Below are 14,264 nucleotides of genomic sequence, written 5' to 3'. Positions count from 1 at the left end.
CCGGTGCCATTGGCATCATAATGGAACCGTCGCCGCGCCGCTCACCCCTGCAGCCGGTACGCCTCGCCCTCGCGTTGCACCATGCCCAGCTCTTCCAGCGCCTCGATCACCGACAGCACGGCGGCTTTCGGGGAGCGTTTGAACTGGCTGGCGACCGCTTCAGGCGGCAGGCTCTGGCGGGCGAGCGCGGCGCGCACGGCGGCGACCTGTTCGCGCATGTTCTTCGGCCACGCGAGCTTGCCCGCGGGCGCGGCGGCGGGCGCAGCTTCCGCTTCGTCCGCTGCGCCGAGCTCGGCTTCGACCTGCTGCGGCGCGGTCGCGGCGCCGGGGTTCTGGTAGTCCGGACGCAGCCAGCGCACCAGCCCGCGCGCTTCCTCGGCGGCGCGCTGGGCGTTGAGTTCGACGAGGCGGCGCAGCAGTTCCTCCTCGACTTCCGCCTGCGCCTCGGGTTTGTCGGGCAGCGGGGTCGTCGCGCCGGGGCGGCCGACGAGGCTGGCGGCGAGGTCGTTCCAGCCGTAGGCGTCGAACACCGCGGTGTCGAGCGCGTCGTGCAGTTCGCACAGCACTGACACCAGGCCCTGCTCGTGGATGAGCTTGTTCTTGGCGGATAGCGCCTCGCCGCTGCGGAGCTTTTCGAGCACGTTGTACATGCCGGTCAGCGTGAGTGCGGCGGCGGACGCGGCGCCTGTGCCACCTGAAACCGTTCGGGCTGAGCCTGTCGAAGCCCCTTCGATGCCGACGCCCTTCGACGGGCTCAGGGCGAACGGGGTATCCCGTCCCACGGACGATTCAAGAACGCGGCGGCGGTGAGCGTCGATCTGTTCGGCGAGGTCGCGGATGCGGGATTGCTGGGCGGCGGTGGCGTCGGGAAAGGGGAAGGTTTCGAAGCAGGGCCCGTTCTGCCAGCGAGCGTCATTTCCCAGTCCCATGCGGCCGCCTTGCGACAACGACCAACAGACATGAATGCGACTGCTCAACGTTCCAAGAATCAGCGGTGTTTTGATCGATACCCCCGGCTGTCGTAAGATCAACTCATCCACTGCTGACGCAAGCCTCGTTGAATGGCCATGGATCGCGATATCCAGACCGCGCATGACATCATCCGGAGCCTCCTGCCCGCCGATCAGGCACGCCTGTGGCTCTTCGGATCGCGCGCGCGCGGCGATGCGCGGCGCTGGTCGGACATCGACATCGCGGTGGAGCCGCTGACCGAACTTCCCGCCGGCACGCTCGCCGAACTGCGGGAGCTTCTCGCCGAATCCAGCATTCTTCTGGACGTCGATCTGATCGATCTGTCGCAGGCCGGCAAGACCTTGCGCGACGCGATCAAGACTGAGGGAGTCGCATGGACCGATTGACACACCGGCTGGAACAGGCGGCGCGTGCCCTGGCTTCGCTGGAGCAGCTCGCCGGCATCGCGTCGCCGAGCCTGATCGAACGCGACGCGGCGATCCAGCGCTTTGAATACACGGTCGAAGCATGCTGGAAAGCGGCCCGCGGCGTGTTGTCCGAGCGCTACGGAACCGAACTCGCCAGCCCGAAGCCGGTTGTCCGCGCCTGTGCGCAGAATGGACTCATGACCGAAGACGACGCCCGCGCCGCAATGGACATGATCGACGACCGCAATCTCACCTCGCACACGTACAACGAGGAACTGGCGATCGCGATTTTCAGCCGCCTGCCGCTCCACGCAGGGCTGTTGCGGCGCTGGCTCGAGGCGCTCACAGACTCGGGCGCATAGACGATCGTTTGTGCGTAAAGGCACAAACGTGGGGAGGGAGGAGCAAAGCGCGTCCCGCCGATCCACCGCCCTACGTTCCTACACCGCCAGCGCGCGGACCTTGCCGCCGGCGACCATTCCGAGTCGGCGCATTACCTCCGGCGAAATGCTCAGGCATTCGCCCTCGGGCGCGCCCGCTCCCACCATCACGCGGAAGCCCTCCCCTTCCCCGGCCGCGAGCCACCATGTCTGCGCGCCCTCGCCCGCCTCGTCGGCGTCCGCAAGCAGCTCGCGGCTGTTCGCGACACCGTTGAGCGTGCGCGTGTGCGCCTCCAGCACCATGCCCGCATCGAAGATGTCCACATGGTTCTCGAAGTGGAAGCCATCCTGCTCCAGCAGCGGCACGAGTCCGGCGACGACCGGGTGAATGCCGCCGACGGTGGCCTGCGCCGATTCGGGCAGCAGGCTCAGGTAGACCGGGTGCTTGGGCATCAGCTCGGCGATGAAGGCCTTGCGACCCTGCGCGACGAGGCGCTCGGCACCGCGCTGGTCGACCTTGAAGAAGTGCCGCCCGACCGCTTCCCAGAAAGGCGAGGTGTCGTCGGGACCGCGCACGCCGTGCATCTCGATGATGGTACGCGGGGCGAATTCGGCCAGTCGGCCGGCGATGAAAAGCTGCGCCGCCTTGGTCAGCAGCGCCGCGCCGCCCATGCCACGCGCGGCGCGGCGCACGTACAGGCTGTGCAGTTCGCTGCAGCCGGTGAGGTCGTTGCACAGGTACAGGACGTCGTGGCAGCGCCAGGACTGCAGGCGCGAGCTGGAATGGACGATCTTGCCCAGGCGGTAGTCGTAGAACGGCTGGTCGAGGCCGATGCTGCACACGAGCTGCACGCAGCCGGCGACTTCGCCGCTCGCGCAATCTTCCAGCAGCAGCATGTAGCCGCGCTCTGCGTCGCTCGCCTTGCCGGCCAGGCTGCGCTCCACCCGCTCCAGCGTCGCGCGGCTGGCCTCGGGCGATTCGGCATGGCGCTCGAGCGCGCCGTCCGCCTCGATCACGAGCGCATGGAAGGCCGCGGCGTCGTCCGCACGCGCGACGCGCACGATGAAGCGTCCGGCGGAAGCGGGAAGGGAAGCCTGTTCATGCCGGGACACAGCACACCTCGTCGTCGTCGATCAGTTCGAGCCGGCTCGCAGCATCCGCGGTCGTCGCGAGGCGGCCGTCGGGGCGCCGCAGCGCGGGCGCGAGCACGGCGCGGAAGCGGCTCGCTTCCCCGTTCGCAAGCAGGCATTCGGGTTCGCTGCGCCCGATGGTGCCATCCACCACCAGCGGAAGCTGCTGCGCGACGCGGATGGAGCGCGCCAGCCCGCGCTTGACGCAGAAGGTCGGCCCGCCGTCGAACACATCCACGTAGCGTTCGGCCTCGAAGCCCTCGTCGATCAGCAGGCCGTAGGTCGGCATGTAGCCGGCGCGGGTCTGGCCGAGCACGTTCTGCGCGCCCTCGGGGAGCAGCGGCACGTAGATGGGATGGTGCGGCATCAGCTCAGCCATGAAGCTGCGGTCCTTGCCCAGCGCCAGCCGCTCGGCCTCGCGGTAGGAGACGCCGAAGAACTTGCTGCCGACGGCGGACCAGAACGGCGATTCGCCCTCGTCGTCGACCATGCCCGGCAGCGGCGCGATCAGGTCTTCGGCAAAGCGCCCGGGATGCGCCGCAATGAAGGCCAGCGCGGCCTGCACGAGCGCGCGCTCGACACGGGCGCGGCGGCCATCATGGGCCACCAGCGGCGGGCGCAGCAGCGTGAAGCCGGAGAGCTCGTGGCTGAGCGTCAGTGCATACATGCGGTGATTCACGCCCAGCTCGGGCGAGGCATGGATGATGGTCTCGTTGCGGAAGGAGTAGTCGGCGCCGGGATAGCCCGCGGCGGCGGCGACCAGCATCGCACCGACGAGCGCATCGTCGTCGGTGGCGACGAGCAGGTACTGCTCCTCGCCGGGGAAGTCGATGTCGGCGGCGAACGAGTCCTCGCTCAGGGCGATCAGGCGTTCGAGCAGCCTGGGGTCGTTCGGCAGCGAGACGTCGGGTGCGCCGGCGCGCGCCGCGGTCTCGGCCAGGGCTTCCAGGTCGGAAAGCCGGGCGGGGCGGATCGTCAGCATGAGGGCTCCGTGGGGGGCGCGCCGGCGGCGCGGGTTTCCGTTGCCTGGCTGCCGGTGAGCGTGGCGCGCGAGCGGTCCTCGCGCGGCGTGATGCCGAAATGGGCGCGGTAGGCGGTCGCGAAGTGCGAGCCGGACGAGAAGCCGCAGGACAGGCCGATCTGCACGATGGACTGCTGCGTGCGCACGATGAGCTGGCGCGCGCGCTCGAGCCGCAGTTCCTGGTAGTAGCGCGACGGCAGGATGTCGAGGTTCTGCTTGAACAGGCGCTCCAGCTGGCGGCGCGAGATGCCCACGCATTCGGCGATCTCGTCCGAGCCGAGCGGCTCCTCGAGGTTGGCTTCCATGACCAGCAGCGCCTCGGTGAGCTTCGGGGGATGCTGCGAGATGCGGCTCGTCGCCGGCACGGCCTGTTTCTCGTGGCCGGGGCGGATGCGGTCGAGCCCGAGTTGGCGTGCGACGTCGTCGGCGAGCCGCGGCGAGAGCTGCTGCGCGATGACGCACAGCATCATGTCGAGCGTCGCCTGGCTGCTGGAGGCAGTGAGGCGGTCGGCGTCGATCTCGTACAGGGTCGCGCACAGCACCAGCTCGGGATGGCGCTCGCGGTAGAGCGTCATGTCTTCCCAATGCACGGCGACACGGCGGTTTTCCAGCAGGCCCGCCGCCGCGAGCCAGCCGGCACCGCCGCGGTTGCCGCAGAAGGCGGCGCCGACGCGCGCGATGCGCTTCAGTTGCGAGACGATGTCCGCCGCGTTGGCGCCGGGCTGGTGCAGGTCCGAGGCCACGACGAGGGCATCGCAACGCACCAGCGACGAGAGAGCCCCGCCTACCGACAGGCGTCCGCCGCCCGGCAGTGCGACCGGGGCGCCGTCGGCCGAGACGAGATGCACGGCGTAATAGCGCTGCCCGCCCACCCGGTTGGCCTCGACGAAGGGGTCGACGATGGCGCCCAGGGTGCCGAGCGACACCGGCGGCAGCAGCAGCACGGCGACATCGAGCGGCGGTGCACCGCGCTCCGCGTCGACGGGTCGGTCCCAGCGCATCGTGGCCGCCCCTTGGCTGCGCTCGTCCGCCGACGCGAACGCGCGATTACTTCAGGCTGCCCGACAGGAACTGCTGCAGTCGCTCGCTCTGCGGGCGCACCAGCACTTCCTTCGGATTGCCCTCCTCCTCCACGCGGCCGCGATGGACGAAGATCACGTGATTGGAGACTTCGCGCGCGAAGCCCATCTCGTGCGTGACGACGAGCATGGTCCGCCCCTCCTCGGCGAGCGAGCGCATGACCTTCAGCACTTCGCCGACGAGCTCCGGGTCGAGCGCCGAGGTCGGCTCGTCGAACAGCAGCACCGAGGGTTCCATCGCCAGCGCACGCGCGATCGCGACGCGCTGCTGCTGGCCACCGGACATGTGGGCCGGGTAGGCATTGCGGAGGTTCCACACGCCCACGCGCTCGAGGTAGCGCTCGGCGCGCTCCATCACCTCGGCCTTGGGGATGCCCAGCACGTGGATGGGCGCCTCGATGACGTTCTCCAGCACCGTCATGTGGCTCCACAGGTTGAAGTGCTGGAACACCATCGACAGCCGCGTGCGGATCTGCTGCAACTGCTTCGGGTCGGCGACGACGAGGTCGCCCTTGCGGTTGCGCGTCAGGCCCACTTCCTTGCCGCCGACGACGATGCGGCCGGAGGTGGGGTTCTCGAGGAAGTTGATGCAGCGCAGCCAGGTGCTCTTGCCCGAGCCAGAGGAACCGATGATGCTGATGACGTCGCCCGAGTTCGCGGACAGCGACACGCCCTTCAGCACCTCGTTGTCGCCGTAGGACTTGTGCAAGTCTTCGACGCGGACCTGTTCGACGGTAGCGGTCTGGTTCATTGCGTTTCCTTGCGTGACGGCGGGCCCAGCGCTTCTGAGCACGTCCTGCCTGGCACGGGAGTTGTGCGTATCATCGACGCTGATCCGTCCGAGAGTCGCGGTGTTATTCATCATTATGCCTCCAGTTTCTTTCCGGCCTTGCGCGGCGCGAGATGCGCGAGCCAACGGCCCTCGGCGTACTTGAACAGCCCGACCAGCACGAAGGTGAGCACGAGGTAGACGAGGCCGGCGAAGACGAAGGCCTCGAAGGGTGCGAAATGGCGCGAGTACACGTTGCGCGCGGCGCCGGTGATGTCGACCAGCGTCACCGCGCTGGCGATCGCCGAGCCCTGCAGCATCAGGATCACCTCGTTGCTGTACGAGGGCAGCATGCGGCGCAGCGACGACGGCAGCACGATGCGCTGCAGCGCCTTGTAGCGGCTCATGCCCATCGCCTTGGCGGCCTCGATCTCGCCGTGGGGCGTGTTGCGCATCGCGCCGGCGATGATCTCGATGGTGTAGGCGCAGGTGTTGAGGCCGAAGGCGAGCAGCGCGCAGAAGAAGGGTTCGCGGAACAGCAGCCAGAAGGGATGGCCCGCCTGCCACGCCTCCTGCATCCACTGCCACTGGCCGGCGCCGTAGTAGATCAGCAGCAGTTGCACGAGCATCGGCGTGCCGCGGAAGAAGTAGGTGTAGGCCGCGACCGGGCCGCTCACCCAGCGGTTCTTCGACACGCGCGCCACGGCCAGCGGCACGGCGCCGGCGAAGCCGGCCAGCAGCGCGATGCCGGTGAGCTGCAGCGTCATCAGCAGGCCGCGCCAGAACTCCGGCAGGCTGGTGGTGATGACCTGGAAATCGAACAGTTCCATGATGGCTCCGTCAGACGTTGGCTTCGCGCACGCCCACGTTGTAGCGCGTGGTCATCCGGTTGAGGACGTAGCCCGACACCGCCGTCATCGCGAGGTAGAGCGCGCACACGGCGAGGTAGAAGGTGAAGGGCTGATGCGTCGAGCGGCCCGCCTGGTCGGCGAGCGAGGTCATGTCGGAGAGGCCGATCATCGAGACGATGGCGGTGCTCTTCAGCAACACGAGCCAGTTGTTGCCGATGCCGGGCAGCGCAAAGCGCAACATTTGCGGAAACATGATCCGGCGGAACACCTGCCAGCCGGTCATGCCGTAGGCGCGCCCGGCCTCGAGCTGGCCCGCGGACACGGAGAGGAAGGCGCCGCGGAAGGTTTCGGTGAAGTAGGCGCCGAAGATGAAGCCGATCGTCAGCACGCCGGCGACGAAGGGGTTGATCTCGATGAACTCCCACTCGAAGTAATCGATGACCTCGTTGAGCAGCAGCTGGCCGCCGTAGAACACCAGCAGCATCATCACGAGATCGGGCACGCCGCGCACGATCGTCGTGTAGAGCATGGTCCACAGGCGCAGCGGCAGCAGGTTCGACAGCTTGCACGCGGCCCCCAACAGGCCGCTGGCGACCGCCAGCACCAGCGACAGCAGCGCCACCTTGAGGGTGACCCACGCGCCGCCGAGCAGGCTGGGGGAGTATTCGATCAGGGCATCCATCGCTCACTGACTCCGGGAAAACGGGAAAAGAAAAAGCGCCGCTTGCGGGTGCAATCCGGCGCTTCTTTCCTGGCGGCGATCAGTTGCCGTAGATGTCCATCGGGAAGTACTTCTTGCGGATTTCCTCGTACTTGCCGTTGGCGCGGATGGCGGCGAGCGCCTTGTTGAGCTGCGCGGTCAGCTCCTTGTCCTTCTTGCGCACGGCGATGCCGATGCCCTCGCCGATCACGCCCTTCTCTTCGGCGTTCTTGCCGAACAGGCGATCGCCGGCGACGTCGTAGCCCTGGCCCTCGGGCTTGGTGAGGAAGCCGCCGTAGGCTTCGAGGTAGTCGGCGAACGCCGCATCCAGACGGCCCGACTTCAGGTCGAGGTAGGCTTCATCCTGCTTGGCGTAACGGACCAGCTCCGGACCCTTGCCTTCCCAGTACTTGGTGGCGAAGTTGTCCGACACGGTGCCGCGCTGCACGCCGACCTTCTTGCCCTTCAGCGAGGCGGTGTCGGGACGCAGCGGCGAGCCGCTCTTGGCGATCAGCGCCAGCGGCGAGGCGTAGTACTTGTCGGTGAAATCGACCTTGGCCTTGCGCTCATCGGTGATCGACATCGACGCGATGATCGCGTCGAACTTGCGCGCGACCAGCGCGGGGATCATGCCGTCCCATTCCTGTTTCACCCACGTGCACTTGGCCTTCATCTCGGCGCACAGCGCGTTGCCGATATCGACATCGAAGCCCTGCAGCGAACCGTCGGCGGCGGTGATGTTGAACGGGGGGTAGGCGCCCTCGGACGCCAGGCGGATCTCCTTCCAGTCCTTTGCGAAGGCGCCGCCCGCGGTCAGGGCGAGCATGGCGAAGATCAGTGCAGTCTTTTTCATCCGGAATTCCTCATGAGTTCTTCACAGCGGCTTCGCGCCCGGGGTCGGGGCGCAGGAAAGACCACGACAACATAGGATCAACAACAGGAAACGCTGCGCATGGTGGCAAAAAATCCCCCGCACCTCAATGAGGGCTCTCCACCGTTTTTGCAGCGCAGTATGTTTGCGCGGCGAAATCGCCAATCCGCGCAAAGCCTCATTGCTACAAGGCTCTCACCTTGTCAATCCGGCACATCCGCAGGCGCGGCGTCCGCGCGGGAGGGGGCAAAGCTGATAGCAAATGTCGCAAAACTGTCACCACGGTCGCGACTGTCCCGGAAAAAGCCGTTGAATTCGCGGGTTTCACGGCGAGATGAGGGAGGTACGCAACTTGCTGGCCTCGGACTGCAAGTTGCCAGTAAGCTGTTCGTTATATAACCCCATAAATAATTCCTATAAAACAACTGACTTACCCCGATCCGAGATGGTTCAAATTCTGGAGACAAGAGTCGGCGAACTGGTCAACGGTTCGCCGGTGGCAACCTTCGTCATAGACGGCGAGCACCGCGTCCGCTACTGGAACCATGCGTGCGAGCTGATGCTGGGCGTATCCGCGGAAGAGATCGTCGGCACGACGGAGCAGTGGCGCCCCTTCTACGCCGAGCGCCGTCCCGTCATGGCCGACCTGGTCGCCTCGGGATGCATCGAGATGCTCATCCCGTCGTACTACGCGGGCAAATATCGGCCGTCGAAGAGCATCCCCGGCAGCTACGAGGCGGAGGACTTCTTCCCCCACCTCGGCGAGGGCGGGATGTGGCTGCATTTCACCGCGGCGCCGATCCGCAACGAGCGCGGCTGCGTGATCGGGGCGATCGAGACCCTGCAGGACATCACCGAGCGCAAGGAGGCGGAGCGCCGCCTGCAGGAGCTGCTGGACGAGCAGCGCGTGATCTTCGACAACGCGCACGTCGGCATCGCCTATATCCAGGATCGCGTGATCCTGCGCTGCAATCCGCGCATGGCGGAGCTCTTCGGCTATGCGGGACCGCAGGACCTGGTCGGCCAGAAGACCGCGATGCTCTACCCGTCGAACCGCGACTGGCGCGAGAACGGCATCCGCCTCTATCACCGGCTCGAAGCACAGGGTTTCAGCGAGGACGAGGTGCTGCTGCAGCGGCGCGACGGGCAGCAGATGTGGTGCTACCGCATCGGCCGCCCGCTCGACCCCCAGCGCCCCCACGGCGGTTCGATCTGGGTGTATTCGGACATCGACGCGCACAAGCGACAGCAGCGCCAGCTCGAACTGGCGGGCACGGTGTTCGAGAACAGCAGCGAGGCGCTGATGATGTGCGATGCGGAGAACCGCATCATCAGCGTGAACTCGGCTTTCACGCGCATCACCGGCTACGCCGCGGCGGAGGTGATCGGCCGCACGCCCGCCCTGCTCAAGTCCGGGCGCCACGACGGCGAATTCTATCGCCGGATGTGGGAGATCCTGCTGGCGGAGAACCGCTGGGAGGGCGAGATCTGGGACCGCCGCAAGAACGGCGAAATCTATCCCAAACGCCTGTCGATCTCCGTCGTGCGCGACGACGCCGGGCGCGTTGCGCACTTCGTCGGGGCCTTCTCGGACGTGACGCGGCGCCGACAGGCGGAGGAGCGCGTGCGCTTCCTCGCGCGCCACGACGCGCTCACGGGGTTGCCCAACCGCAGCCTGCTGCGCGAGCGCTTCGCCCAGGCCGCAGAGCATGCCCTGCACACCGGTCACCACCTCGCCCTGCTGTTCCTCGACCTCGACCACTTCAAGCGCGTGAACGACTCGCTCGGCCATCCGGTGGGCGATGCGCTGCTGATCGCCGTGGCCGACCGCCTGCGCCATGCCCTGTACGGCAGCGACATGATCAGCCGCCTAGGGGGCGACGAGTTCGTGATCCTGCTGGAACACGTTCCCAGCCCCGAGGACGTCGTGAGCGTCGCCCGCAAGATCGAGGCCTGCATGGAGGCGCCGGTCGAGATCGAGGGCCAGGTGCTGAGCATCGGCGGTTCGATCGGGGTGGCGGTCTTTCCCGGCGACGGGCGGGATTTCGACACCCTGCTGCAGAAGGCCGACACGGCGATGTATCACTCGAAGGAATGCGGCCGCGGCACCTTCAGCTACTTCGACGAGAAGATGAACGCCAAGGCGGCCGAACGCCTGGTCCTGCACGGCCGCCTGCGGCAGGCGCTGGGGCGCGACGAACTCGGCCTCGTCTATCAGCCGCAGGTCAATCTGCGCACCGGGCGCGTATTCGGCGCCGAGGCCCTGCTGCGCTGGACGCCGCGCGACGGCGAGCCGGTGAGCCCGGCCCGCTTCATCCCGGTCGCCGAGGAAAGCGGCCTGATCCTGCCCATCGGCGAGTACGTGATCCACGAGGCCTTCCGCCAGGCGCGGTGCTGGCGCGATGCGGGGCTGCCCATCCAGGTGAGCATCAACGTGTCGGGGAGACAGATCTACCGCTCGGACCTCATCGCGACGCTCGCTGCCGTACAGCGCGATACCGGCGTGGCGCCCGGCATGATCGAGCTCGAGCTCACCGAATCGACCCTCATGGAAGACGTGAACGCGGCGCGCGAAGTGCTCGACGCGCTGAAACGCGCCGGCTACGGCCTCGCGATCGACGATTTCGGCACCGGCTACTCGAGCCTGGCCTATCTCAAGCGCTTCCCGCTGAACAAGCTGAAGATCGACCGCTCCTTCGTGACCGACGTATGCAGCAACGCGGAAGACAGGGCGATCGCGCGCGCGGTCATCCAGATCGCCCGCTCGCTCAATCACCGGGTGATCGCCGAGGGCGTGGAAACCGTCGAGCAGGCGGCGCTGCTGCGCCGCCACGGCTGCCATGAGGCCCAGGGCTACCTGTTCGGCCGCCCGATGGCGGCGGATGAGCTGGCGGGACTGCTCGATGCCCCGGCCGCCGCGGCGTGGTACCAACTGGAGCGCGGCCCGGGAGGCGCCCGGAGGGCCCGGCACCCGCCGGGCTACGCGGCCAATTGAGGCAGGGCAAGCTTCTCCCCGGAAGCTTGCCCTGCCTGCGTGGCTCGCCCGCCACGGGCGCCCGGAGTGCTGGCGCCCGGTGTGCAGCCGGGTGCTTACTCCATGTAGTGCCCGACGCCAATCAGCGAGCCGCCCTCGCGCCGCACGTAGGAGCGCTTCTTCTCGACGCGGTTGGTGACGGGATTGCGCCACACGTAATCGACGGTGGCTTCGTCGGCGGACTTCAGCTTCTCGATCATCTCGGCGACGATCTTGTGTCCCTCGGCATCCGCCAAGCCGCGCGCGTCGGTATCCGACAGCGCGGGATTCATGCCCATCGCCTCGAACTTGCCGTTGTCGATGTTCACCATGAACACGTAGAGGTCATCCTTGACGAAGGCGCCACGGCGGTCGTTGAAGGCGGCAGCGGCCTTCGCATGGCCGTCGGCGCGGGCAAGCGAGACGGCACGATCTAGCATCGCGCGGGCGTCGTCGGCGCTCGCGCGCGGAGCCGAGTAGCCGACGCCCAGCACGTAGCCGCCGATCTTGCGCACGTAGCTCACCTTGGGCTCGACCTTGTTGGTCACGCGGTTGAGCCACATGTAGCGCACCGTCGCCTCGGGGGTCACGCGCGTGCTGTCGATCATCTCGCGGAACAGCGGGTTGCCCGCCGCGTCGGTGGTGTTCAGCACGGTGAGGCCGACGAGCGCCTCCGGCGCCGCGCCGCTCGCCTGGTACACGCCCTTGTCGTCGATCACGAACACGTACAGATCCTTGCGCACGAACTGGCCGCTGCGGTCGTTGAAGGCGGCGAAGGCGCGCTCCGGGCCGTTCGCTTCCATGTATTTGACCGCCTGCTCGAACAGCGTGCGGGCTTCGCGCGGGGTGCTGCGATCGACCGCCGTGGCGGACTGCGCGGCAAGGGCAAGCAGGGTCGCGGCGGCGAACGACTTCAGGGGGAGTTTTTTCACGTGCAGATCCTTTCGGGCGATATGCGGAAAAGCGGAATTTGAACCGTTGGCGAGATGGTCGGCTGAACCCGCCCGGGCGCCAGCGGGCAGGCCCAGGCAGGCTCAGCCGGCCACCCCGGCGAACCGGGGGGCTGCGCGCGGGACGGCACGACGCCGTCCCGCGATGCGCTTACGACTTGTGCAGCTTGAACACCCACACGGAACCACCCTGCTCGAGGAAGTTCACGCGCTTGGCGACGTCGCCGCCCCACAGCGGCACCGCACCGCCCCAACCCGAAACGACCGCGACGTACTGCTCGCCGCCGTCTTCCCAGGTGATCGGGGGCGCGATGATCCCGGAACCGGTCTGGAACTTCCACAGCTCCTTGCCGTTGGTCGCGTCGACCGCCTTCAGGTAGCCCTCGGGGGTGCCGTAGAACACCAGGTTGCCGCCGGTGGTGAGCACGCCGCCCCACAGCGGAGCGTTGTTCTTCACCTCCCACACGATCTTGCCGCTGACCGGATCGACCGCGCGCAGCGCGCCGATGTAGTCCTCGTTGAGCGCCTTGATCGTGAAGCCCGCACCCAGGTAGGCCGCGCCGCGCTTGTACGACACCGGCTCGTTCCAGATGTCCATGCCCCACTCGTTGGCCGGCACGTAGAAGTAGCCGGTCTTCGGGCTGTACGCCATCGGCATCTGGTTCTTGCCGCCGAGGAAGGACGGTGCGTTAAACACCACCTCGCCCTTCTTGCCGTCGCCGCCGCCTTCGGTGAAGGGGTTGCCCGGACGCTTGTCGTCGTTGTAGATCGGCCGGCCGGTGTTCAGGTCGATGCCCTTGGCCCAGTCGATGCGATTGACGAACGGGAAGGCGTTGAGCAGCTTGCCGTTGGTGCGGTCATTGACGAAGAAGAAGCCGTTGCGGTCTGCCTTGCCGCCGGCCTTCACCATCTTGCCGCTCTTCGGATCCTTGTACTCGAAGGACACGAATTCGTTCACGCCGTCGAAGTCCCAGCCGTCGTGCGGCGTGGTCTGGTAGTGCCACACGATCTTGCCGGTGTCGGGGTCGATCGCGACGGTGGAGGACGAGTACAGGTTGTCGCCCGGGCGCAGCCAGCTGTTCCACGGCGCGGGGTTGCCGGTGCCGATGAAGATCAGGTTCACGTCCGGATCGTAATAGGCCGACAGCCAGGGTGCCGCGCCGCCGGTCTTCCACAGGTCGCCCGGCCAGGTCGCGTTGGTCGTGCCGCTGATGCCGTTCTCGACCTGCTTGCCTTCCTTGTCGTACTTGAAGCCCATGTGGCCTTCGACGACCGGGCGCGTCCACACCAGCTTGCCGGTCTTCGCGTCGCGCGCATCCACGCGCCCGACGATGCCGAACTCGCCGCCGGAGTTGCCGGTGATGACCATGCCCTTGACGATCTGGGGTGCGGCGGTGAAGGAATAGCCCGCCTTGTAGTCTTCGATCTTCTCCTTCCACACGACCTTGCCGGTGTCCTTGTCCAGCGCGACGAGTTGCGCGTCGAGCGTGCCGAAGATCACCAGGTTGCCGTAGATGGCGGCACCGCGGTTGATCACGTCACAGCACGGCATGATGCCGTCGGGCAGGCGGTGCTCGTATTTCCACAGCTTCTCGCCGGTCTTCACGTCGAGCGCGAAGATGCGGCTGTAGGAGGCGGTCACGTACATCTTGCCGTCGAAGATGATCGGCTGCGACTGCTGCCCGCGCTGCTTCTCGCCACCGAAGGAGAACGACCACACGGGGACGAGGTTCTTCACCGTCTGCGGGTTGACCTTGGCCAGCGGGCTGAAGCGCTGCCCCTTGGTGCCGAGGCCGTAGGTCACGATCTGCGTGGTGTTGCCGGTGCCGTCCGCGAGGATGTCGGCGTCGGTCACCTCCTTGGCCTGCACGCTCCCCATGCTTGCCAGGGACAGCGCGAGGGCGGATACCGCGACCGACCAGCCTGCACGTTTCCGGATCTGCTCCATTTGAATCCTCCTTTTCGAATCTCGTCGTATTGTTGGAAACCGCCTCCCTGACCGGGCGACCGGATTCGGCTACAGGATTCGCAAAGGGCGTGCCACCGTGCCGCGCCCCGCGAAAATCCGCTCCGGTTCCTGAAACATGGCCCAAGGAACGGTTTTTTCAAGGCGCAATCGG

At 67.1% G+C, this 14,264-nt stretch carries 13 protein-coding genes; 3 read left to right on the top strand and 10 right to left on the bottom strand.

The features are described 5' to 3' along the window. Positions 1-41: 41 nt before the first annotated feature. Positions 42-929 carry a hypothetical protein gene (locus tag GO615_RS13100; RefSeq protein ID WP_246262264.1) on the bottom strand — a complete coding sequence of 296 codons (888 nt, stop codon included), beginning with the start codon at positions 927-929 and terminating at the stop codon, positions 42-44. A 138-nt stretch (positions 930-1,067) separates the two neighbouring features. Between GO615_RS13100 and GO615_RS13095 the strand changes: the two genes are divergently transcribed. Together GO615_RS13095 and GO615_RS13090 are read left to right on the top strand one after the other, a co-directional pair. After that, a complete protein-coding gene (locus tag GO615_RS13095) occupies positions 1,068-1,358 on the top strand; it encodes a nucleotidyltransferase family protein (RefSeq protein WP_169128679.1) in 291 nt (96 codons plus the stop codon). Then, entirely contained in the window at positions 1,346-1,741 is a 396-nt protein-coding gene (locus tag GO615_RS13090; protein WP_169128677.1) for a nucleotidyltransferase substrate binding protein, read from the top strand. The genes GO615_RS13095 and GO615_RS13090 overlap by 13 nt, the downstream gene beginning before the upstream one ends. A gap of 78 nt (positions 1,742-1,819) precedes the next feature. On the opposite strand, the gene GO615_RS13085 is transcribed toward GO615_RS13090, so the two are convergent. From GO615_RS13085 to GO615_RS13055, 7 genes are all read right to left on the bottom strand, one after another. Beyond that, complete coding sequence (locus GO615_RS13085) at positions 1,820-2,872, bottom strand: arginine N-succinyltransferase (RefSeq protein WP_169128675.1); 1,053 nt, start codon at positions 2,870-2,872, stop codon at positions 1,820-1,822. Continuing rightward, the gene (locus tag GO615_RS13080; RefSeq protein WP_169128673.1) at positions 2,859-3,872 is read right to left on the bottom strand and encodes an arginine N-succinyltransferase; all 1,014 of its coding nucleotides are present in this window, start codon (positions 3,870-3,872) and stop codon (positions 2,859-2,861) included. Before GO615_RS13080 ends, GO615_RS13085 begins: the two co-directional genes overlap by 14 nt. Beyond that, entirely contained in the window at positions 3,866-4,912 is a 1,047-nt protein-coding gene (locus GO615_RS13075; RefSeq protein ID WP_169128671.1) for a GlxA family transcriptional regulator, read from the bottom strand. The genes GO615_RS13080 and GO615_RS13075 overlap by 7 nt, the downstream gene beginning before the upstream one ends. Before the next feature lie 46 nt (positions 4,913-4,958). Next, a complete protein-coding gene (locus GO615_RS13070; RefSeq protein WP_169128669.1) occupies positions 4,959-5,741 on the bottom strand; it encodes an ABC transporter ATP-binding protein in 783 nt (260 codons plus the stop codon). Between the two features lie 113 nt (positions 5,742-5,854). Beyond that, positions 5,855-6,589 carry an ABC transporter permease gene (locus GO615_RS13065; RefSeq protein ID WP_169128661.1) on the bottom strand — a complete coding sequence of 245 codons (735 nt, stop codon included), beginning with the start codon at positions 6,587-6,589 and terminating at the stop codon, positions 5,855-5,857. A 10-nt stretch (positions 6,590-6,599) separates the two neighbouring features. Next, positions 6,600-7,292, bottom strand: a complete 693-nt coding sequence (locus GO615_RS13060; RefSeq protein ID WP_169128659.1) for an ABC transporter permease — start codon at positions 7,290-7,292, stop codon at positions 6,600-6,602. A gap of 79 nt (positions 7,293-7,371) precedes the next feature. Next, positions 7,372-8,163, bottom strand: a complete 792-nt coding sequence (locus tag GO615_RS13055) for an ABC transporter substrate-binding protein (protein ID WP_169128657.1) — start codon at positions 8,161-8,163, stop codon at positions 7,372-7,374. Between the two features lie 463 nt (positions 8,164-8,626). Here GO615_RS13055 and GO615_RS13050 point away from each other — a divergent pair, with 463 nt between their 5' ends. Then, positions 8,627-11,176: a sensor domain-containing protein gene (locus GO615_RS13050; RefSeq protein WP_169128655.1), complete on the top strand. Its 2,550-nt coding sequence runs from the start codon at positions 8,627-8,629 to the stop codon at positions 11,174-11,176. A gap of 95 nt (positions 11,177-11,271) precedes the next feature. On the opposite strand, the gene GO615_RS13045 is transcribed toward GO615_RS13050, so the two are convergent. Beyond that, the gene (locus tag GO615_RS13045; RefSeq protein ID WP_339380028.1) at positions 11,272-12,126 is read right to left on the bottom strand and encodes a cache domain-containing protein; all 855 of its coding nucleotides are present in this window, start codon (positions 12,124-12,126) and stop codon (positions 11,272-11,274) included. Positions 12,127-12,295: 169 nt separating this feature from the next. Continuing rightward, entirely contained in the window at positions 12,296-14,092 is a 1,797-nt protein-coding gene (locus GO615_RS13040; RefSeq protein ID WP_169128653.1) for a methanol/ethanol family PQQ-dependent dehydrogenase, read from the bottom strand. Between the last annotated feature and the right edge of the window lie 172 nt (positions 14,093-14,264).

It is taken from the genome of Aromatoleum evansii (assembly GCF_012910805.1).
Lineage (GTDB): Bacteria > Pseudomonadota > Gammaproteobacteria > Burkholderiales > Rhodocyclaceae > Aromatoleum > Aromatoleum evansii.
This window is presented reverse-complemented; position numbering and strand designations above follow the sequence as displayed.